Origin of the sequence: Streptomyces sp. NPDC048297 (assembly GCF_043201585.1) — a bacterium.
Lineage (GTDB): Bacteria > Actinomycetota > Actinomycetes > Streptomycetales > Streptomycetaceae > Streptomyces.
Window position 1 is genome coordinate 206,128 of the sequence record NZ_JBICZA010000004.1, and the last position, 21,113, is coordinate 227,240.

Annotated in this window: 19 protein-coding genes; 14 read left to right on the forward strand and 5 right to left on the reverse strand. The window is 71.9% G+C overall.

The genetic code is table 11. The features are described 5' to 3' along the window. The first annotated feature begins 50 nt into the window (after positions 1–50). Positions 51–731: a DUF6215 domain-containing protein gene (locus ACGFYV_RS06150; protein ID WP_393877162.1), complete on the forward strand. Its 681-nt coding sequence runs from the start codon at positions 51–53 to the stop codon at positions 729–731. A gap of 8 nt (positions 732–739) precedes the next feature. Here ACGFYV_RS06150 and ACGFYV_RS06155 read toward each other — a convergent pair whose 3' ends face one another. The 3 genes from ACGFYV_RS06155 to ACGFYV_RS06165 form a co-directional block, all read right to left on the reverse strand. After that, the gene (locus ACGFYV_RS06155) at positions 740–1,480 is read right to left on the reverse strand and encodes a beta-glucanase (RefSeq protein WP_393877163.1); all 741 of its coding nucleotides are present in this window, start codon (positions 1,478–1,480) and stop codon (positions 740–742) included. A 321-nt stretch (positions 1,481–1,801) separates the two neighbouring features. Continuing rightward, complete coding sequence (locus ACGFYV_RS06160) at positions 1,802–2,638, reverse strand: cache domain-containing protein (RefSeq protein WP_393877281.1); 837 nt, start codon at positions 2,636–2,638, stop codon at positions 1,802–1,804. A 37-nt stretch (positions 2,639–2,675) separates the two neighbouring features. After that, positions 2,676–3,416 (reverse strand): FadR/GntR family transcriptional regulator, encoded by a 741-nt coding sequence (locus tag ACGFYV_RS06165; protein ID WP_393877282.1) that lies wholly within the window; start codon positions 3,414–3,416, stop codon positions 2,676–2,678. Between the two features lie 200 nt (positions 3,417–3,616). Between ACGFYV_RS06165 and ACGFYV_RS06170 the strand changes: the two genes are divergently transcribed. The 6 genes from ACGFYV_RS06170 to ACGFYV_RS06195 all read left to right on the forward strand — a co-directional run bounded on the left by ACGFYV_RS06170 (position 3,617) and on the right by ACGFYV_RS06195 (position 9,691). Further along, a complete protein-coding gene (locus ACGFYV_RS06170) occupies positions 3,617–4,648 on the forward strand; it encodes an ABC transporter ATP-binding protein (RefSeq protein ID WP_393877164.1) in 1,032 nt (343 codons plus the stop codon). Between the two features lie 67 nt (positions 4,649–4,715). Beyond that, on the forward strand, positions 4,716–5,912 hold the full coding sequence (locus tag ACGFYV_RS06175; protein ID WP_393877165.1) for an ABC transporter substrate-binding protein: 1,197 nt from the start codon (positions 4,716–4,718) through the stop codon (positions 5,910–5,912). A 3-nt stretch (positions 5,913–5,915) separates the two neighbouring features. Beyond that, positions 5,916–6,809 (forward strand): ABC transporter permease, encoded by an 894-nt coding sequence (locus tag ACGFYV_RS06180; protein ID WP_393877166.1) that lies wholly within the window; start codon positions 5,916–5,918, stop codon positions 6,807–6,809. A gap of 12 nt (positions 6,810–6,821) precedes the next feature. Continuing rightward, complete coding sequence (locus tag ACGFYV_RS06185; protein WP_393877167.1) at positions 6,822–7,637, forward strand: ABC transporter permease; 816 nt, start codon at positions 6,822–6,824, stop codon at positions 7,635–7,637. 178 nt (positions 7,638–7,815) lie between these two features. Continuing rightward, entirely contained in the window at positions 7,816–8,685 is an 870-nt protein-coding gene (locus ACGFYV_RS06190) for a DMT family transporter (protein WP_393877168.1), read from the forward strand. Between the two features lie 148 nt (positions 8,686–8,833). Next, complete coding sequence (locus ACGFYV_RS06195) at positions 8,834–9,691, forward strand: alpha/beta fold hydrolase (protein ID WP_393877169.1); 858 nt, start codon at positions 8,834–8,836, stop codon at positions 9,689–9,691. Between the two features lie 93 nt (positions 9,692–9,784). Here ACGFYV_RS06195 and ACGFYV_RS06200 read toward each other — a convergent pair whose 3' ends face one another. Together ACGFYV_RS06200 and ACGFYV_RS06205 are read right to left on the reverse strand one after the other, a co-directional pair. Next, the gene (locus tag ACGFYV_RS06200; RefSeq protein ID WP_393877170.1) at positions 9,785–11,341 is read right to left on the reverse strand and encodes a hypothetical protein; all 1,557 of its coding nucleotides are present in this window, start codon (positions 11,339–11,341) and stop codon (positions 9,785–9,787) included. A 360-nt stretch (positions 11,342–11,701) separates the two neighbouring features. After that, positions 11,702–13,180: an FGGY-family carbohydrate kinase gene (locus ACGFYV_RS06205; protein WP_393877171.1), complete on the reverse strand. Its 1,479-nt coding sequence runs from the start codon at positions 13,178–13,180 to the stop codon at positions 11,702–11,704. A 224-nt stretch (positions 13,181–13,404) separates the two neighbouring features. On the opposite strand from ACGFYV_RS06205, the gene ACGFYV_RS06210 reads away from it, so the two are divergent. The 7 genes from ACGFYV_RS06210 (at position 13,405) to ACGFYV_RS06240 (ending at position 21,096) form a co-directional block, all read left to right on the forward strand. Beyond that, complete coding sequence (locus tag ACGFYV_RS06210; RefSeq protein ID WP_393877172.1) at positions 13,405–14,172, forward strand: DedA family protein; 768 nt, start codon at positions 13,405–13,407, stop codon at positions 14,170–14,172. A gap of 311 nt (positions 14,173–14,483) precedes the next feature. Further along, on the forward strand, positions 14,484–15,137 hold the full coding sequence (locus ACGFYV_RS06215; RefSeq protein WP_393877173.1) for a hypothetical protein: 654 nt from the start codon (positions 14,484–14,486) through the stop codon (positions 15,135–15,137). A gap of 207 nt (positions 15,138–15,344) precedes the next feature. Further along, positions 15,345–16,988, forward strand: coding sequence for a hypothetical protein (locus tag ACGFYV_RS06220; RefSeq protein WP_393877174.1), 1,644 nt, complete (start codon positions 15,345–15,347; stop codon positions 16,986–16,988). After that, complete coding sequence (locus ACGFYV_RS06225; RefSeq protein WP_393877175.1) at positions 16,985–18,073, forward strand: hydrogenase expression protein HypE; 1,089 nt, start codon at positions 16,985–16,987, stop codon at positions 18,071–18,073. The genes ACGFYV_RS06220 and ACGFYV_RS06225 overlap by 4 nt, the downstream gene beginning before the upstream one ends. Positions 18,074–18,150: 77 nt before the next feature. Continuing rightward, positions 18,151–19,944, forward strand: a complete 1,794-nt coding sequence (locus tag ACGFYV_RS06230) for a nickel-dependent hydrogenase large subunit (RefSeq protein ID WP_393877176.1) — start codon at positions 18,151–18,153, stop codon at positions 19,942–19,944. Next, a complete protein-coding gene (locus tag ACGFYV_RS06235; RefSeq protein WP_393877177.1) occupies positions 19,937–20,509 on the forward strand; it encodes a NifU family protein in 573 nt (190 codons plus the stop codon). The genes ACGFYV_RS06230 and ACGFYV_RS06235 overlap by 8 nt, the downstream gene beginning before the upstream one ends. After that, the gene (locus tag ACGFYV_RS06240) at positions 20,506–21,096 is read left to right on the forward strand and encodes a DUF5947 family protein (RefSeq protein ID WP_393877178.1); all 591 of its coding nucleotides are present in this window, start codon (positions 20,506–20,508) and stop codon (positions 21,094–21,096) included. The genes ACGFYV_RS06235 and ACGFYV_RS06240 overlap by 4 nt, the downstream gene beginning before the upstream one ends. The last annotated feature ends 17 nt before the right edge of the window (positions 21,097–21,113 follow it).

Consider the following 21,113-nt stretch of genomic DNA (forward strand, 5'->3'; position numbering starts at 1 on the left):
GCCTCCGTTCGGGGGAACATGTGATCGAGGGGTCAGCAGAGGTGGGGGACATGGGCGTCGATGCCGCGTCGGAGCAGGGCCGCAGACCGGGGCTCCAGGCGGTCGCCGCGCTGGTGGTGGTCGCGGGCGGGCTGGGGGGATTGTGGGCCCTGGGCGAGATCCCCGGGAGCAGCGGGGACAGGGGGCCTGCCGCGTGCTCGCCCAGTCATGGCGAGCAGTCGTCCGTGCCCGTGTCGGCGGACCGGCTGTGCACGGCGCTGAACCGGCCGGACCTGCCGGTACTCCTCGGCGCACCGCGGGAACAGGCCGAGACCGCCTACGGCTCGGAGAGTTCGTTCGAGGCCGCCGACGGCCACAAGTCCTCCACGCCGCAGGCGGAGGTCGACACGAAGACGTACTCGGTGAAGCTCTCGGCGTCGGACGACGATCTTCCGGTGTCCGACATGGCCGGGCTCCTCGGCAGGTCGGCACAGTCGAGGACGGTCCTCGGCCACCCGGCCGTCCTCTACTCGGACCACACCATCGCCTTCGACCTCAAACTCGGCGACGACAAGGTCAATTCCGGCACCGGTGGCATCGCCCACCATCTGCTGGTCGCCACGGACAGGAAGGACGGCGGCCGCACGTTCGAGATCGCCATCTGGCGCAACGACGACGTCACGCCCGACGAGGCGGCCTTGTACCGCATCGCCGAGCGCGTCCTGCCCACGGTCCCGGGCTGGAGGAACTGAGCCCGTCGTCAGCGGCTCCCGGCGGCCGGGCCCCCGGGCGGTGCTCCCGCGCCGTACACCGGGCGCCGTACGACGAGTTCGGACACCTCGTACGACATCTCGGTGGTCTCGGGATCGGGCGCCGGGTGGTAACGCCCGGCGCACACCGACAGGTTGACGATGAGGTACGCGTGCCAGCCGCGCCCCACGCCCCGGTGGTCCGCGAAGACGCGCCGGCCGTCCACCCACCAGACGACGGACCGGGCACCGAACTCGGTGCGCAGGCCGATCTCGGCGCCGGGGCGCACGCCCCGGTCGCGGACGTAACTGCCACTGGCGCGCACATGGTTGCTGAATTCCAGCAGGTCGGGGTGGTCGGGGTGGTACTCGAAGACGTCGATCTCCTGGTCGCCGTCCCGCCAGGTCCAGACGGCCGGCCAGGCACCGGTCTCGCGGGGCAGGCGTACGCGGGCCTCCAGCACGTCTCCCGACCGGAGCAGGAACCCCTCCTCGCTGCCCTCGGTGGTCAGCAGGCCGGTGTTCCACAGGCCGTCGGCCCGGCGGGTGGCCCGGAAGACACCGGAGCGGCTGTACGCGGCATCGGGCACGAGGAAGTCCAGCTTGTCGTCGCCCGGGTTCACCGGGCCGCCGCCGGGATACGCCCAGGAGCGGCCGGCCACCCACTGCCGCTCCGACGCGAAGTCCGCCGTGAACACGACGTCGTACGCGGCGGGGGTGTGAGGGGTGAGGAGCCGGGCGTCCGGTGCCACGGGGACAGCGCCGTCCGGCGGTGCCGGGCGGGGGCCGTGTGGTGCCGGGCGGGGGCCGTGTGGTGCCGGGCGGGGGCCCTGTGGTGCCGGGCGGAGGTCGTCCCGTGGTGAAGGGCGGGGGCTGTCCGGCGGTGCCGGGCGGGGGTCGTCCGGCGGTGACGGGATCGGGCCGTCCGGTGTCGGTTCGCGCATGCCGGATGTCTGACCGGCTCACGCCCGGACATGCGCGCCCGTCCGTACACGGCCGCCGGAATGACTCGTCCGGGTGAAGCGAACGCACGGGAGGGGTCAGGCCGGGGCAGGTCCGCCGCTCCCCGTCGGTCAGGGCGCGGTCACGACGAGGACGAGCGGGACGCCGTGGCAGGGCACCAGGCGCAGACCGTCGTGTTCGCCGGGCGTCGCCGTGGCGAGCAGCTCACCGAAGTCGGGGCCCTTGGTCAGCGAACCGGCGAGGTGGCCGGGATCGGCGGAGGCGGCGACCCGGCCGCGGGCGTTGACCAGGTACGCGGGCCGGTCGAGCCGGCGCAGCAGGGGCAGGACGGCCGCCTCGAAGTGCCGCAGATAGACGTCGGCCGCCGCCACCCCGGCGAACCGGCCCTCCGACTGGACCGGTGCGGACAGCGTGAGGCTGTACTCGTCGGAGCAGAGGTAGTCGACGTACGGTCCGGCCACGGCCCGTCGGCCGGTGTCGCGGGGCAGGGCGAACCAGTCCCAGTGCGTGTAGTCCGAGTACGCGGACCGGCCGGGGTCGAGGTCGACGAGCAGGGGCCGTACGTCACCGTCGGCGCCCGACTGCCACCACTCCAGCCACGCGGGAACGTCGGCGAGCAGGCCGGGGGACACCACGAAGCCCACGCCGGAGACGAGTTCGTGGCGGGTCAGGCGCAGGTGCAGTCCGGGGCGGAGGGCGGCGAGGTCCGCGCTGGTCGGGCGCCGGCCCTCGGAGGTGACCCGGGCCAGCTGTGCCGTCGCGTCGGCGCGCGTGGCGGCGACGGCCTCGAAGACGGTCTCCAGGGCGCAGCCGACCTGCGCGGCCACCCAGGCCTCCGTGCCACTTCCAGCGCTGGTGTCGGTGCCGGTGCCATTGCCAGTGACGGCGTCGGTGTCGGTGTCGAGCGTCGCGGTCGCCGAGGCGGCCTGGCCGGGGCTCCAGCCCATGATGTCCTCCAGCGGACGGGAACCGGACACGGCGCGGTCAGAGGCTGAGACGGACGGCGACGAGCCGCGCCGTCGTCTCCCTGACGCACCGCTCGGCCAGCGTGCCGGCCGTTTCGTGGGCCCCATCCTGCACGGAGGAGATCACGACGCGGAGACGGTCCGCGACTTCTTCACGATATTCATCGCGCCCGAGGACCAGGCAGAGCAGTACGCCCACCTCGCTCTGCAGCGCGACCTGTTCCCGGGTGAGCCGGGCGGACTGGGCGGCGGCGGCGAGTTCGACGTGGAAGCGGCCGTACAGACGGCTGCGCGCGGCAGCCTCCTGCGCGAGCACCAACTCCTCTGCCGTACGGCGCAGTTGGTGCAGGTCGTCGGGCTCGGTCCGCTGGCCGGCGAGGCGGGCGGCGGCGCCGGACAGGGCGGCCCAGTGGTCACCGAGGTCGCGCAGTTCCTCGGTGCTCCAGTCGCGCAGCCTCTCCCTCAGCCGGTCGTCGGCGGGCAGGTCGGGCAGCGAGACGAAGCTGCCGCCGCCGCGGCCCCTGCGGGTGATGACGAGTCCCCGCTGGCGCAGGGCCATCAGCGCCTCGCGCAAGGTCACCGTGGAGACCCCGAGCTGCCCGGCCAGCTCGCTCTCACCGGGCAGTTGCTCGCCCTCGGCGAGGAGGCCCAGCTCTATGGCGTCCCCTATGCGGCGGACGACCGCGTCCACGCGCGCCCGGTTCTCCACCGGGCTGAAGACGGCTCTGCGCGCGCCGCCGTCCGCTCCGGGCTGCCGCACGGCTCCGTACTGCCTGACGGCTTCGCGCTGCCGGACGGCTTCATGCTGCTGGACGGCTTCGTGCTGCCTCACGCCTTCGTGCTGTCGCACGGTCACCACCTCGAACGTGACACAAGCTTTACCTCAAGGGGACCTTGAGATTGGAACTATGACTTCATATGTTTGCGCACAACGTTGGAGCGCGCCAGAAAGGTTCCCACATGCAGGGGATAGCGATCCGGCTGCAGGACGTGCGGAAGTCGTTCGGGGAGACGACCGCCGTGGCCGGTGTCGATCTGGAGGTCCGGGACGGAGAGTTCTTCTCCATGCTCGGCCCGTCCGGTTCCGGGAAGACCACGGTCCTGCGGCTCATCGCCGGCTTCGAGACGCCCACCGCGGGCCGGATCGAACTCGCCGGCCAGGAGGTCACCGCTCTCGCCCCGTTCGAACGGGACGTGCACACCGTGTTCCAGGACTACGCCCTGTTCCCGCACATGACGGTCGAACAGAACGTCGCCTACGGGCTCAAGGTGCGCAAAGTGGCGAAGGACGAGCGGCTCGCCCGCGCCCGCGAGGCCCTCGCCGAGGTCCGTCTGGAGGGCTACGGCCGGCGCAGGCCCGCCCAGCTCTCCGGCGGGCAGCGCCAGCGCGTCGCGCTCGCCCGTGCCCTCGTCGGCCGTCCCCGGGTGCTGCTCCTCGACGAGCCGCTCGGCGCCCTCGACCTGAAGCTGCGCGAGCAGATGCAGGTCGAACTCAAGGCGATCCAGCGGGAGGTGGGCATCACCTTCGTGTTCGTCACCCACGACCAGGAGGAGGCCCTGACGATGAGCGACCGCATCGCCGTCTTCGACCAGGGCCGCATCGCCCAGGTCGGCACACCGGCCGAGATCTACGAACGCCCCGCGAACCCCTTCGTCGCGCACTTCGTCGGCACGTCCAACCTGCTCGAAGGGGAGGCGGCTCACCGGATCCTGGGCACACCGGGCACCTACAACATCCGGCCGGAGAAGATCCGGGTGCTGAAGGAGTCCGCCGAGGCGGACGAGCCCGAGCACGCCACCGTCACGGGCACCGTGGCCGAGGCGGTCTACCTCGGCGACGCCACCCGCTTCCTGGTCGACGTCGACGGCGGCGGGCGCCTGACCGCGCTCCAGCAGAACCTGGAGACCTCCTCCGAGGACGTCGCCGCCTTCCGCGGCACCCGGGTCCGCCTCCAGTGGCACCGCCGCCACGCCGTCCAGCTCCCCTCCTGATTTCCCTGCCCTCGCGATCCCCGCGACTCCCGTTCCACGCAAGGCTCCCTCACACCTGGAGAACGTCGTGCGTCTCACCCGAACCCTGCGGGCCACGGCCTGTGGTGCCGTGCTGCTGCTCGCCGCCGCCTGCGGCTCGTCCGGCTCCGGTGGCTCCTCCGCCTCCGGCCTCAACCCGCCCGACCTCAAGGCCCCGACGAAGCTCGCCAAGACCGAGGGGCAGGTCAACCTGATCGCCTGGGCCGGCTATGTCGAAGACGGCTCCAACGACCCCAAGGTCGACTGGGTCAGCGACTTCCAGAAGCAGACGGGCTGCCAGGTCCACTCCAAGGTGGCCGCCAGCTCGGACGAGATGGTCAAGCTGATGAAGACCGGCGAGTACGACGCCGTGTCCGCCTCCGGCGACGCCTCCCTGCGCCTGATCGCCTCGGGTGACGCGGCCCCCGTCAACACCGCTCTCGTCCCCAACTACAAGGACATCTACAGCGGGTTGAAGAACGGCGCCTGGAACTCCGTGAAGGGACAGATGTACGGCATCCCGCACGGCCGGGGCGCCAACCTGCTGATGTACAACACCCAGAAGGTGAGTCCCGCGCCCACCTCCTGGTCGGCGGTCTTCGACGACGCCTCGAAGTACAAGGGACACGTCACCGCGTACGACTCCCCCATCTACATCGCGGACGCGGCCCTGTATCTCAAGGCGACCAAGCCCGAGTTGAAGATCAAGGACCCGTACGCGCTGGACCAGAAGCAGTTCGACGCGGCCGTCGCGCTGCTGAAGAAGCAGAACGCGGACATCGGCGAGTACTGGGGCGACTACCTCAAGGAGGTGTCGGCCTTCAAGAGCGGCGACTCGGTCGTCGGCACCACCTGGCAGGTCATCGCGAACCTCGCCGCCTCCGAGGGCGCCAAGGTGAAGGCGTTCGTGCCGAAGGAGGGTTCGACCGGCTGGTCGGACACCTGGATGGTCTCCGCCAAGGCCAAGCACCCCAACTGCGCCTACAAGTGGCTCGACTGGATCGTCTCCCCCAAGGTCAACGCCCAGGTCGCCGAGTACTTCGGGGAGGCTCCCGCCAACTCGAAGGCCTGCGCCGAGACCAGTGACAAGAACTTCTGCACGACGTACCACGCGGCGGACGAGGGCTACTGGAAGAACATCGCGTTCTGGAACACGCCCATCGAGCAGTGCCTCGACGGCCGCAAGGACGTCCAGTGCGTGCCGTACGCCAAGTGGGTGCAGGCCTGGACCGAGATCAAGGGCTGAGGCGTGACGACCGACGTGACGGCCGCCGCCGGACGGGGAACCGTCCGGCGGCTCGCCGGAGCCCTGCACCGCAGGCCCCGGCTGCGGCTGACCCTGCTGCTCACGGCTCCGCTGCTGTGGCTGACGGTCCTCTACCTCGGCTCGCTGGCGGTGCTGTTCGTCTCCGCGTTCTGGACGACGGACTCCTTCACCTCCCAGGTGGTGAAGGTCTGGTCGACGGACAACTTCCACGAGCTGCTCACGACGCCCGTGTTCCGTCAGGTGGTGCTCCGCAGCGTCGGCGTGGCGCTCGCGGTGACCGTGCTGTGCGCCCTGATCGCCTTCCCGGTCGCCTTCTACACCGCGCGCGTGGCCCGGCCACGGTGGCGTCCGCTGCTCGTCGTGGCGATCCTGACGCCGCTGTGGGCGAGTTACCTGGTCAAGGTGTACGCCTGGCGGCTCATCCTCTCCGAGGGGGGCCTGGCCGACTGGATGCTCGCGCCGTTCGGTGTGAGCGGTCCCGGCTTCGGACTGCCGGCCACCGTGCTCACCCTGACGTACCTGTGGCTGCCGTACATGATCCTGCCGATCCACACGGCCCTCGAACAGCTCCCGGACAACCTGCTCGACGCGTCCGCGGACCTCGGCGCGCGGGCGGGGCGGACGTTCCGCTCGGTGGTGCTGCCCCTGGTGCTGCCGTCCGTCGCCGCCGGTTCCGTCTTCACCTTCTCGCTCAGCCTCGGCGACTACATCACCGTGCAGATCGTCGGCGGCAAGACCCAGCTCATCGGCAACCTCGTGTACGCGAACATCGAACTCAACCTGCCCATGGCGGCCGCGCTCGGCACCGTCCCCGTGGTCGTGATCGTCCTGTATCTGCTGGCGATCCGGCGCACGGGCGCCCTGAGCAGCCTGTAGGAGGAGAGCGCCATGCATCTCAGCCGCACCGCGCGCATCGCCCTGCGGGCCGGCGCCGTACTCGGCTTCGCGGTGATCTACGTGCCGCTGCTGCTCGTCCTCGTCAACTCCCTGAACCCGGACCGCAGTGCGAGCTGGCCGCCGCCAGGGCTGACCCTGCACTGGTGGTCGGTGGCCGCCGGCAACTCCGGTGCGCGGGACGCCCTGTGGGTGTCGGTGAAGGCGGGTCTGGGCGCGACCGCGATCGCGCTGGTGCTCGGCACGCTCATCGCGTTCGCCGTCGCCCGGTACCGGTTCTTCGGGCGGAACACGGTCTCCTTCATCGTGGTGCTGCCGATCGCGCTGCCCGGCATCGTCACGGGCATCGCCCTCAACTCCGCGTTCAGCACGGTCCTGGCGCCGCTGGGGGTGGGGCTCGGGCTGTTCACCGTGATCGTCGGCCATGCCACCTTCTGCATCGTCGTCGTGTTCAACAACGTGGTGGCGCGGCTGCGTCGCACGGCCGCGTCGTACGAGGAGGCCGCCATGGATCTCGGCGCGACGCCCTTGCGTGCCTTCGCCGACGTCGCCTTCCCGCTGGTGCGCTCGGCGTTGCTGGCCGGCGGCCTGCTCGCCTTCGCCCTGTCCTTCGACGAGATCGTCGTGACGACCTTCACCGCGGGCCCCGGCATCGAGACCCTTCCCATCTGGATCTTCGGCAACATGACGCGCCCGCAGCAGGCACCGGTGGTGAACGTGGTCGCCGCCGTCCTGGTCCTGCTGTCGGTCATCCCGATCTACGTGGCCCAGCGGCTGTCCGGGGACACGGCGACGTCGAGCAGGGTGTGAGCCGGGGTCCGCTGTTCGGCTGCGGTCCGCTGCTCGGCTGCTGTCCGCCGTTCGGCTGACGGAGGTCCGTCCCCTCTCTCCGGTCGACGGCGGCCCGGCGGCGGGACGGCGGGGGTTTTCGTAGGCTGAGGGTCCCCGAGGCTCCGCTCGGAGCTGTGCCCGCAGGCGGGAGGCGGTCGTGATCGAACTGGCGGCTGCGTTCGCCGTCGCGGGGGCGGCGAGCAACGCCGTGGGGACCGCGTTCCAGCGCAAGGCTGCCTCCGCCAGCACGCGCGGCGGCATCCGTCTGCTCGCGGACCTGGTGCGCCGGCCCGCCTGGGTGCTGGGCATGGCCGGGGTGATCGGCGCCGCGGTGTTCCAGAGCCTGGCCCTGGTCAACGGGCCGCTCGCGCTGGTCCAGCCGCTCTTCATCCTCGAACTGCCCTTCGCCCTGCTGGCCGCCGGGCCGATCATGCACCGGCGGATGCCGGGCTACGGCTGGTGGGGGGTCGCCGCCGTGGTGGCGGGACTTGCCGTCGTGCTCATCTCGGCGGCTCCGCGTGGGGCCACGGACCAGGCCGCACTCGTGCGCTGGATCCCGGCTCTCGTCCTGTGCCTGGGAGCGATCGCCGCGGCCGTCCTGCTGGCCGGGCGCAAGCACTCCCCCGCCCGCCGCGCCGCCCTGCTCGCGGCGGCCTCGGCCATCGCCAACGCCCTCACCGCCGCCCTGCTGAAGTCGGCCTCGGGAACCTTCGCCGACCACGGCGGCGTGGCGTTCCTGCGGTCCTGGCAGACGTACGGCTTCGCACTGGTCGGCGCCGGTGCCGTGCTCCTGCTGGAGAACGCGCTCCAGGCCGGTCCACTGGTCGCCGCTCAGCCCGCGCTCACCATCGGCGACGCGGTGGTGAGCCTGGCCCTCGGCATCACCCTGTTCGAGGAGAGCGTCCGCACGGGCTGGTGGCTGATCCCGGAGGCGTGCGGGGCCGTGCTGATCGTCGGGGGCGTCCTGGTCCTGAGCCGGGCCGTGCAGCGCATCTCCGACCGGCCGCCGCGCGCCGCGCAGACCTGAGGTCCGCGCTTCCCGGCTCCGCCCCCTCACGACACCCCACGGCACCCTCCAGAGCCTGCGGAGCGATGACTTCCGGCGGCGTTCGCGGTCAGTACGATCGGCTGCCGATGCGCGCAGCGACCCGGTGCCCACGGAAGGATCCGCCTCCATGTCGTACACCCGTGTGGTCGAAACCGACCTGACGTCCACCGACGGCCGCAGGCTGCACGTCTACCACACCGGCCCGCGTGACACCGGTGAACTGGTCGTCCTGTGGCACCACGGCACGCCCAACCTGGGGATGCCGCCGAGGCCGCTCTTCCCCGCCGCCGACCGGCTCGGGATCCGCTGGGTGTCGTACGACCGTCCCGGGTACGGCGGATCGGCCCCGGTCGCCGGGCGTGACGTGGCGTGGGCCGCGCACGACGCCACTGCCGTCGCCGACGCCCTCGGAGTCGAACGCTTCGCGGTGGTGGGGCACTCGGGTGGCGCGACGCACGCCCTGGCCTGTGCCGCGCTGCTGCCGGAACGCGTCGTCGGGGCGGTCGCCGTGTCGGGGCTCGCCCCCTACGGCGCCGAGGGGCTCGACTGGTTCGCCGGCATGAACGCGTCCTGCCGGGAGTCGCTGGCGGCGGCCGTGGCGGGCCGCGAGGCGAAGGAGCGGCACGAGGAGCGGGCCGTCTACGATCCCGAGATGTTCACGGCGGCCGATCACGCCGCCCTGGCCGGCGCCTGGTCGTGGTTCGGGGAGGTCGTCGGGCCCGCGGTCGCCCTCGGACCGGGCGGACTGATCGACGACGACCTCGCGTACATCGGTCCGTGGGGGTGCGATCCGGCCGCGATCACCGCCCCGCTGCTCCTCCTGCACGGCGGCCGGGACCGGGTGGTGCCCAGCGGTCACGGCGCCTGGCTGGCGGACCACTGTCCCGGCGCGGAGTTCCGGCTCGCTCCGGCCGACGGGCACATCTCCGTCCTCGACGGCGCGGCGGACGCCCTGGATTGGCTGGCCCGGCACGCGAAGAGATGACAGCGGTCGCGGCACGCGAAGGGGCGCGTGCGCCGTCGTGGCGGTACGGCGCCGCTCTTCCCGGCGGGAGCGGCGCCGTGCCCAGGCGCCGGGTCAGCTGGAGCCGAACGTCCGTGTCGTGTAGGCGCACTCCGTGTAGATGTAACCGGAGCGCACGTTCGCGGTGTCGGAGGCGGGGGTGGCGGCGCTGCCGCCGTGCGGCTTGTGCACGAAGTACGTCGTACCGACCGGCAGACTGAGCGTGCGCTGCGGGTAGTTCTTGCCGCTGCTGCACGGCTTGAAGCCGATCCGGAGGGTGTCGGCGAGGGAGTACGCCGTGCAGCTGCCGCATCCCTTGAGGGTGAAGCTGCCGGTGACGGGGCCGGTGTAGAGCACGGTCACGTCGTCGGGGCTGTCATTCTTGACCGTGACGGAGATGCTGCCTCCGGAGGCCGTGGTGGGCAGCTTCTTCCCGGCGGCCGGCAGGGTCTGGGCCACCTCGGCGCCGATGGCGATCTTCTTGGCGCGTTCCCGGTTCCGGCCGCTTTTGTTGTCGGAGACGTAACTCTCCATGGTCTTCTGGGCCGCAGCGAAGTCGCCGTCCTTGTACTGGTCGACGCCACAGGCGTACTCCCCCGCGTCGCCGCTCCGGCCGGCGCGGTCGGCGGACTTCACGAGGTCGTCCTTCACGCTCCCGGCGGACCCCGACAGGTCGGTGATCCGGGAGTTCAGGTCGCGCAACCGCTCGACGGCGGTGCACGGCTGGTCGCCGTGGACGTCCTTCTCGGTGTTCTTCACCGCCGCGTCCACCGCGGGTGCGACCTTGGCCGCGGACGGGGACTGCGGGAAGGTGCCGAGCAGGTCGCCGAAGTGCGAGACCCAGTCCCCCTGGCCGCCGTCGAGTCCGTCCGAGCCGCATGCGTACAGCGAGGTCGCCAGCCGCTCGTCGGGCCACCGCGTCAGCGAGCCGAGCTGCTTGCCCGGCATGGTGCGGGGCACCGTGCGCAGGAACGTGAGCGGTTCGATGGCCTCGCAGTAGTCCTTGTCGCCGTAGGCCGCGCCGACGGTGGTGTAGTAGGTCCGCATGCGGTCGGGTATCCGGCCGGCGGCGCGGGAGCCAGAGTGTTCAACGGCGAGTTCCCGGTAGATCCCCAGGGCCTCGCGGTAGTCGGCCCGTGCGGTGGCGAACGGGTGCCCACCGCCCTTCGCCACCAGGTCGTCGGCCTTGCCGAGGCGGTCGAGCAGCGCCTGCTGCACGGCCTCCTCGCGCGCGTCGTCGTACCACACCACGCCTGACGCCGGGACGGCGAGCAGCAGCACGCCGAGCAGGAGGGCGAGGGGCGCGCGGCCCGGCCAGGTGAGCCGCGTGCGCAGTCCGACGACCGCGCCGTGGACGGCGGCCAGCAGGACGAGCACGACGTAGACGCCGAGCGCGGCGCCCGGGGCGCCGTCGGCGTCGGCGGGCAGGGCGACGAACAGCAGGACGACGGTCGCCGCCCAGCAGGCGGCCATCGGGACCCACCGACGGACGAGTGCGTAACCGAGGCCGAGGCCGCTGAGGTTGAGCACCGCGACGGCGGCTGCGCGCAGGCCGTCCGGCGGCGCGGGCGGCGGTGCCGACGGCATCGGCGGCACGACGAACCCCTGCGGACCGTACGGACTCCCGGACATGGTGAGTTCCCCCCGTCAACTGCCCCCGAAATACTGCGGACCGGCAGTGTACGGGCGGGTTCGCGGGCCCGACAGAGGGGGGTCGCGCAGCGCCCCACAGGGGCGGGCGTCCGGTGCGGAAGCGGTCTGCGGGTGACAAGTCGCGGGATGCGCCGTCACCCCGGGCGGTAACAACTTGGCTAGGTTGTAAGTCAGTTGGAGAAGGCCGCGTCGAAGGAGGCCGACGGTGGCTCGAAGTCGTAGGCCTTGAGGCGGGTGGGGGCCTCGGGGGCGCCAGTCTCCAGTCCCCCCTTCGTGTCAGGACGGCACCAGGGAAGCGGGCGGTTGTCCCGCCGGCGCGGACGCCTCCGAGTGCGGCGGTCAGCGCTCCTGCGACGTGGCGAGGGCGTGGACGGTCTCCGCCGTCTCGCGGTACATCCGCCGGTAAAGGGCGTACAACTCGTCGTACCGATCGGCGAGTTCGCTGCGGGGGTGAACCGTCTCGCGTACCGGGTTCCAGTCGTCGAGGCGGGCGTCGCTCACGAGTTGTGCGGCGAGCAGGGCGTCGCCGTACGCGGCGCCGACGGTGATGGTGCGCAGTTCCTGAGGGAGTCCGGTGATGTCGGAGACGATCTGTGTCCACAGGGCGCCCTGGGTACCGCCGCCGACGGCGACCACGCGGCGGATGTCGCCGCCGGCCTCCTCGATGACCTCGATGTTGTGACGGACACCGAAGCCGGTGGCCTCCAGTGCGGCCCGGTAGAGGTCGGCACGGGTGTGCGACAGGGTGAGCCCGGCGATGACGCCGCGGGCGTCCGGGTCCATGAGCGGGGTGCGTTCACCGGAGAAGTAGGGGAGCATCAGCAGGCCGTTGGCGCCGGGGCCGGACGCGCCCGCCTCGCGGGTCAGCCCGGTGTGGTCCGCGCCGGAGAACAGGTCGCGCAGCCAGTTGGTGACCGCGCCCGAGGTGGCCATGCCCCCGGCCAGGTTGCGGGTGCCGGGCAGCGCGCCGACCGTGCCCCACAGGGAGGGGCTGGTGAGCGGCCGGGGCACGGTGTGGATGAGGAACATGGTCGTGCCGTACATGAGCATCAGGTCACCAGTGGCTTGCGCGCCCACGCTCAGGGCCTCGGCCCAGGCGTCGATCGTGCCGGTGGTGACCGGGATCCCGGCGGGCAGGCCCGTCTCCCGGGCGGCCTCGGGCGTCACGGTGCCGGCCGCTTCACCGGACCAGCGCAGCGGCGGCAGGTCGAGGCCGGGGGCGACCTCCGCGACCCAGGGGGCGTACCAGCGGTGGGCGAGCGTGTCGTACAGCGGGGTGCACTGGCTGGCCGAATGGTGGTCCAGGACGTACGCCCCGGTGAGCTTGGCGACCAGCCAGTTGCTGGGCATGTACAGGCGCCGGGCGCGGGCGTGGACCTCCGGTTCCTCCTCGGCGATCCAGGCGATCTTCGGCCCGACGGCCTGGGTGCTCAGGGCGGAGCCGCAGCGCCGGATGATCTCCGCCGCGCCGAGCCGCTCCTCGATGCGCCGGATCTGGGGGACCGAGCGGGTGTCCACGCCGTAGAGGACGGCGGGGCGCAGCGGGGTGTCGTGCTCATCGGTGAGCAGGACGCAGGGCCCCATGCCGCTGACTCCTACGGCGACCACGGTGGTGTCGCCGGGGCCGGTCAGCTCGCGGGCCAGACCGGCGAACTCGGCCCACCACACGTCGGCGTCCATCTCGAAGCGCCCGGGGCCCGGCCGGTCGGGGGTGTGTTCCCGTACGGCCGAGCGGATCACCTCGCCGTCCAGTCCGACCAGGACGCCTTTGCTGCTCGAGGTCCCGATGTCCACACCGATGACGGTTTCGCGAGCCATGGCGAGGACGCTCGCAGAGATCGAAATCGGGGTCAAGGCAACGCGGATCGACGACTCTCCGGGCGCCCGGACCCCGCCCACGCGACACTTGACGCAGAGCGCCAGAACGGCAGAGGAACAGAACGGCAGAGCGGCACAGCGAGAGAACGGCAGAACGGCAGAACAGCAGGGCGCCAGAACGGCGGAGCGGTCGAGCGGCGAGGGGCGGGAGGCGACGGGCGGTGATGATCGCGGTCGATCCCACGGACAGCGCCTCCCTGCTGGCCGCCTTCGGCGCGCTCGGCGTCCTGGTGGTGATCTTCGCGGAGTCGGGTCTGCTGGTCTTCGGCTTCTTCCTGCCGGGCGACACGCTGCTGTTCCCGGCCGGGGTGCTGTGCGCGGGCACCGCACAGCACGCGCCCCGGCTGGCGTTGTGGCAGGTGCTGCTGTGCGCGGCCGTCGGAGCGGTGGCGGGCGGCCAGGTCGGCTATCTGCTCGGCCGGCAGGGCGGACGGGCGGTACTGGGCCGCACCTCCAGCCGGCGGGTCAAGGAGGGCGTCGCGCGGGCGGAACGCCTCCTGGCCCGCTACGGACACCGCAAGGCCCTGGTGATCGGCCGCTTCGTACCCATGGTGCGGTCCGTGCTGCATCCGGCCGCGGGCGCCCTCGGCGTGCCCGTACGGACGTTCACCGTGTGGCAGACGGTCGCGGGCGTCCTCTGGTCCCAGACCCTGGTCCTGACCGGCTTCCTGCTGGGCTCGTCGGTCGCTCACGTCGACCACTACCTGTTGCCGCTGGTCGCCGCGATCGTCGTCGTCTCCCTGTTCCCCCTCCTGGTGGAAGCCCTCCGGGAGCGGCGCGCACGGGACGGCCGAAGCCCGCAGAAGGAACAGAACGAGCGCGAACAGGGCGAGCAGAGCCGACAGAGCGAGCAGCGGGAGCAAAGCCGGCGGAGCAGCCCACAGAGCGAGCAGGGCGACCAGAGTCAGCAGAGCAGCCGTCAGGGCGAGTGAGCCCGGCCCCTCCATCGATCCCCGTCCCCATGCCACCCAGCCCAGCCCCCATTTGCCTATTGCCCTATTTGTCCGATTGCCCTGAGCGGCTGTCTCTCCGGCCCGCCCGGCAGCGGCGGGCTCTCCCACTCTCCTGAGGAGGCACCTGGCATGGGCAGCGCACGGACGCACTCCGTCGCGAAACGGTTCGCCCGGACCGACTGCGCACGCTGCTCGCCCATCGGCTCGACGCACTGGCCGACACGGTCGTACGGCGCGACCGGCCGCGCACCCTGCTCGGCACCGGCTGGGAACGCGGACTCGACGCGGCGGTGGAGGAGGCGCGTACCGCCGTCGACGAGGCGCACGAGAGCGTGCGCTGGAACATACGGCCCACGGCACGGCGCCACCACGGACACCTGGACCGCCAGGTGCTCCGCACACTGACCGACGTGGAGAAGCGGGTGTGTGCGACGGGACGCCTGCTCGACGGGCGGCCGGGTGCGAGCCGGCCACCCGTGGACGCGACGGACCGGGCACAACCCCAGGCGGCGCCCCGGTCACCGGCGCGGACACCCTCCCCCGGAACGGGGGCGGACCAGCCGCCCGCGCACACGGACCCGCCCGCCGGCACTCCGGTCACCGAGGGCGTCGCACAGCCCTACGCACAGTTGTTGCGGACCACGGCCCTGTGCGTCCACGGCTGTCGCGGCGGCCGGCCCCACCCCGCCCTGCCCGCCGCACGGCACGCGCTCGCCCGGCTGAGCGATCCGGACGGCGCCCCCGCCCCCGCGCGCGACGGCGAGAAGCACCTTCTCCGTCACCTCGACGCGACCCTGTCCACCCTGACGGCCCCCGCGTCCGTCCCGCCCCGACGACCGCCCGCGCACACCCGCCTCAGCTCCCTGCGCCCCGCCCGTCGGGTCTCGCGCCGGATATCACGCCGGTTCCGGCCCAGGACGTCTCACGCCTCGCGGCCACAGTGAGCGCCCCGGGTCGCCGTCGCCTGGTCCGCCGCCGACGACCACGATCCGGTCGTGCGGGACTTCGTCCGCCGCCGCCTCGACGCCCGCGGCCTGACCCCCGCCCTCACCTGCCTGGCCCAATCCCGGTCCGCCGGAGGGGCGAGGTGCTGTGACGGGTGTGACGGTGGTGGAAGGAATGCGCGCGTGCAGAGGCGCCAAGGAGGCGGAATGTCCGACACGGGCGACGACAGCGGCGCGGCGTGTGTCGCCGTCCGAAACCAGGACGGCGGCCAGAGCGGCGGCCAGGACCGGGGCGAAGGCCCGGCCCCGGGTACGCCGTACGCCCCGCACGGCGATCCCTTCGGCCGGATGAGCGGCGTCGCCGACGCCGTGCTCTACGAGGGCTACCTGCTCTATCCGTATCGCCGTTCCTCCGGCAAGAACCGCGTCCGCTGGCAGTTCGGTGTGCTGCTGCCCCGTGAGTGGGTGGAGGCCGACGGACCGGTCGCCGTGGGCATCTCCGGTTCGGCCGACTCCTGGTACCAGCAGACCGAGTGCCTGGTGCGCGTACGGCGGCCCGGCGCGGTCGTACGGGTCCGGGTCCGCTGTCTGCAGATGCAGCACAAGCAGATCGAGAAGGCCGGTGACGACGGAGGGTTCCGTGCCGTCGAGTCGCTCCGGACGGACGACGGGACGACACATCTGAGCTTCGACGAGGCCGTGCCGCGCGAGGTCGACCGCGCGCGGCCACTGGAGGAGTTGCTGCGCGGCCCGTGTCGCGGGCCCCTCTCCGCGCCCGCCGCCGCGCAGGCCGAGCCGCTTCCCGGCGGTGCCGGCCGGGTGGTGCGACGGCGCGAGGCGGTACGGGCGCACACGACGGTGGCGGCCGAGCACCTCGGTTCCGACGTCTACCGGTTGCGGGTGCGCACCGAGAACTCCGGATCCGCGTCCGACCCGCGCGCCCCGCGCGGTGAGGCACTGCGCCGGGCGCTGCTCGCCACCCACACCCTCATCGGCGGCGAGGGCGTCGAGTTCGTCTCGCAGATCGATCCGCCCGCCGCGCTGCGCGACCACGTCCGCGACTGCCGCAACGCGTTCACGTTCCCCGTGCTCGGCGGCGATCCCCCGCACGCGGACAACGGCACGGACGACGGCAGCGGGACCACCGGTGCGGTCGTCCTCTCCTCCCCGATCATCCTTCCCGACCATCCGCAGGTCGCCCCCGAGAGTCCGGGCGATCTCCACGACGCCGCCGAGATCGACGAGATCCTCACCCTGCGCACGATGCTGCTGACCGACGAGGAGAAGGCGGAGGCCCGAGCCACCGACCCGCGCGCCGCGCGCATCCTCGACCGGGTCGACACCATGCCCCGGGAGGTGTTCTCCCGGCTGCACGGCGCCATCCGTTCGCTGACGCCGGCCGCCCTCTCCCCCTCCTCCGAAGCCCCCGCGCCTGCGCGGCCCGCTTGGTGGCAGGAGGGTGCCGACGACGGGCTGTCGCCGACGACGGACACCGTGCTCGTGGACGGCGTCCCGGTCGGCGGCGGCAGCCGGGTGCGGCTGTGCCCGCGCGGCCGGGGCGCCGACGCGCAGGACATGTTCCTGGCCGGCCGGACCGCGCGGGTCGCGGCCGTCTTCCACGACGTGGACGCGGGCGTCCACCTGGCGGTGACCGTCGACGGCGATCCCGCGGCCGAACTGCACGGCTGGTACGGCCGCTTCCACTACTTCCGGCCCGACGAGCTCGAACCACTCGACCAACTCGACCCACGTGAACCACTCGACCCACTCGACCCGCTCGGACCACTCGCACAGGCGGACCCACCGACTCCCGCCGCCCCCGACCGACGGCAGCAAAGGCGGACGACATGACCACCCAGCGCGGCACCACCGAAGTCCGCGGCGAGCCCGACCGGGCCGACGAGCGGAACGGGATCGACGAGATCCACATCCTCTGGATCTCCGAGGGCATGAGCTGCGACGGCGACACCGTCTCCGTGACGGCCGCCGACCAGCCGTCCATCGAGGACGTCGTCCTCGGCCTCATCCCCGGCCTGCCGAAGGTCAACCTGGTCAACAAGGTGCTCTCGCCCAGCCTGGGCGGCGAGGACTTCCTGGCCCCCTACCGGGCGGCGGCACGGGGCGAGTTGTCCCCGTTCATCCTCGTCATCGAGGGCTCGATCCCGAACCAGAACATCATCGACGGCGACGGCTACTGGACGTCGTTCGGCAACGACCCGGAGACCGGGCAGCCGCAGACGCTGAACTGGTGGATCGACCAACTCGCGCCCAAGGCCTGGGCGGTGGTCGCCGCGGGCACCTGTGCGACGTACGGCGGCATCCACGCGATGGCCGGCAACCCGACCGGCTGCATGGGCCTGGCCGACTATCTGGGCTGGGAGTTCACGTCCACGGCAGGTCTGCCCGTGGTCAACGTGCCCGGCTGCCCGGTCCAGCCCGAGAACTTCATGGAGACGCTGATCTGGGTGCTCCAGCACGCCGCCGGCAACGCCCCGCCGCCCCCGCTGGACCACATGCTGCGTCCGCAGTGGCTGTTCGGGAAGACCGTGCACGAGGGCTGCGACCGGGGCTCGTACTACGAGCAGGGCGACTTCGGCCTCGACTACAACTCGCCCAAGTGCCTGGTGAAGACGGGTTGCTGGGGTCCGGTGGTGAACTGCAACGTGCCCAAGCGCGGCTGGATGGCCGGCATCGGCGGCTGCCCGAACGTCGGCGGCATCTGCATCGGGTGCACAATGCCCGGCTTCCCCGACGCGTTCATGCCGTTCATGGACGAGCCGCCCGGCGGCACGCTGTCGTCCCTGGTCATCAAGCCGTACGGAGCGATCGTACGCCGACTGCGCGGCCTGACCAACGAGATGGTCAACCACGAGCCCAAGTGGCGCCACAAGAAGCGCAAGCTGACCAGCGGCTACGACCCGCACTGGCGTCCGTGACACCGCCCGCCACCCCGTCAGCGCATCCCGCCACCCACCCACCCGCCGAACCCGAACAGCGAGGGGCAGTACCGCAGATGACGACCACCGAGTCCCGGAAAGCACAACGCAAACCCGCACAGGTCGTGGACATGTCGTGGGATCCGATCACCCGGATCATCGGCAACCTGGGCATCTACACGAAGATCGACTTCGCCAACCGGGAAGTCGTCGAGTGTCACAGCACCTCGTCGCTGTTCCGCGGCTACTCGGTGTTCATGAAGGGCAAGGACCCGCGGGACGCGGGCTTCATCACCTCGCGCATCTGCGGCATCTGCGGCGACAACCACACCACGTGCTCCAACTACGCCCAGCAGATGGCGTACGGCGTCAAGCCGCCCCGGCTGGCCGAGCACATCACCAACCTCGGCGAGGCGGCCGAGTACATGTTCGACCACACGATCTTCCAGGACAACCTGGTGTTCGTGGACTTCTGCGAGGCGATGGTCAAGGCCACCAACCCCTCCCTCCTCACCCGCGCCGAGCGCACCGCCGCGCCCCGCGGGGACATCCACGGCTTCCGGACCATCGCCGACATCATGAAGGCCTTCAACCCCTTCGAGGGCGAGGTCTACAAGGAGGCGCTGAAGGTCAGCCGGACCACCCGGGAGATGTTCTGCCTGATGGAGGGGCGGCACGTCCACCCGTCGACGCTGTACCCGGGCGGAGTCGGCACGATGCCGCAGCCCAGCACCTTCACCGACTACCTCAGCCGGCTCATGCACGTCATCGACTTCATCAAGAAGTCGGTGGCGATGAACGACGACGTCTTCGACTTCTTCTACGAGGCCCTGCCCGGCTACGAGGAGGTCGGCAAGCGGCGCATCCTGCTGGGCTGCTGGGGCGCGTGGCAGAACCCGGACGTCGTCGACTACCGGTACGCGTCGATGAACGAGTGGGGCAAGGCGATGTACGTCACCCCGGGCGTCATCGTGGACGGCAAGCTCGTCACCAACAACCTCATCGACATCAACCTCGGGCTGCGCATCATGCTGGGCAGCTCCTTCTACGAGGACTGGGTCAACGAGCAGCCCTTCGTCACCCACGACCCGCTCGGCAACCCCGTCGACATGCGGCATCCGTGGAACCAGACGACGGTCCCGGTGCCGCAGAAGCGCGACTTCGACGGCAACTACAGCTGGGTGATGAGCCCGCGCTGGCACAACGCCCGGACCGGGGAGCACCTCGCGCTGGACACGGGCGGCGGCCCGCTCGCCCGGCTGTGGTCGACCGCGCTGAGCGGCCTGGTCGACACCCCGTACGTCAAGGCCGTCGACGGGGGCGTCAGGATCACCCTGCCCAAGGGCGAGAGCCTGCCGGAGACCACGCTGGAGTGGCGCATCCCGAAGTGGAGCAACACCATCGAACGGGACCGCGCCCGGCCCTACTTCGTCGCGTACGCCGCCGCGATGGCCCTGCAGTTCCTTGAGGAGGCCATGGGCCTGATGCGGGCCGGCGAGACCAAGGTGTTCCAGGACTTCGAGGTGCCGGACGAGGCGATCGGCTGCGGCTTCCACGAGGCCGTGCGCGGTGTCCTCTCCCACCACCTGGTGATCAAGGACAAGAAGATCGCCAACTACCACCCGTACCCGCCCACCCCGTGGAACGCCAGCCCCCGGGACATCTACGGCACCCCGGGGCCCTACGAGGACGCCGTCCAGGGCCAGCCCATCTTCGAGGAGAACGGGCCCGACGACTTCAAGGGCGTCGACATCATGCGCACCGTCCGCAGCTTCGACCCCTGTCTGCCGTGCGGCGTGCACATGTACGTCGGCAAGGGCAAGACCCTGTCGACCGTGCACTCGCCGACGTACGGAGCCTCCCATGCCTGAGGCCGTACGGCTGCCGGACGCGGCGGTGGAGGCGCGGCTGACCCGGCTGGACGAGCTGCTGACCGGCCTGGAGTCCGCGCCCGGCCCTCTCGCCCGTGAGGCGCAGGAGACGGTGGGCCTGCTCACCGAGGTGTACGGCGAGGCGCTCGCCCGGGTGCTGGACGGCGCCGACGAGGCACTGGGCGCGCGGCTGGCCGATGATGAGCTTGTGGGACACCTGCTCGTGCTGCACGCGATCCATCCCGAGCCGGTCGAGCGCCGTGCCGCCCGAGCGGTGGAGAAGCTGCGCCCGGCGGTCCGTGAGCGCGGCGGCGACCTGGAGTGGGCCGGTGTCGAAGGGCGGGTGGCCCGGGTGCGGCTGAGCAGCGGATCCGCGTGCGGCTCGGGGTGCGGCGGCAGCTCGGCCGGCACCATCGAGGCCGTCCGTGCGGCGGTCCTGGCCGTCGCTCCGGAGCTGGACTCCGTCGAGGAGATCGCCCCCGAGCGACGGGCGGCGGCTCCCGCGTTCGTCCCGCTGACGACGCTGACCCGCCGGACCGCGGCGCGGGCCCGGGAGGCGGGGTGAGCGTGGACGGAGCACTGGCCCGCGTCATCCGCTCGGCCGCCGATCGCGCGGCGACGGCCGACGCCGAGACCTGCGAGCTGTGCGCCGCCCCGGTCGCGGACGAGCACCGCCACCTCTACGACACCGCGGCCGAGGAGGTGCGCTGCGTGTGCGGCCCCTGCTCGGTGCTCTTCGCCGACGACGCGGCGGGCCACTACCGGCTCGTGCCGGGGCGCCGGCTCCGGCTGCCGCCGGTGGACACGGCGGCGCTGGGCGTGCCGGTGGGGCTGGTGTTCTTCGTGCCGCGCTCCGACGGCACGGTCACCGCGCAGGGTCCCAGCCCTGCAGGTGCCATGCGCTGGGAGATCGACGCGGCGGCCTGGCGGCGGCTGGCCGAGACGTGCGGGCCGCTCGCCTCGATGGCGCCCGACGTGGAGGCCCTGCTGGTGAACACGGTGCGCGGCATGGACGAGCACTGGATCGTGCCGGTCGACGACTGCTTCCGGATGGTCGCCCTCGTCCGCCGCGAGTGGCGCGGTCTGTCCGGCGGCGGCCGGGTCTGGCCGGCCGTGGAGCGGTTCTTCGCACAGCTCACCGAGCGGCGTTGAGGACCTGGAAGGAGAAC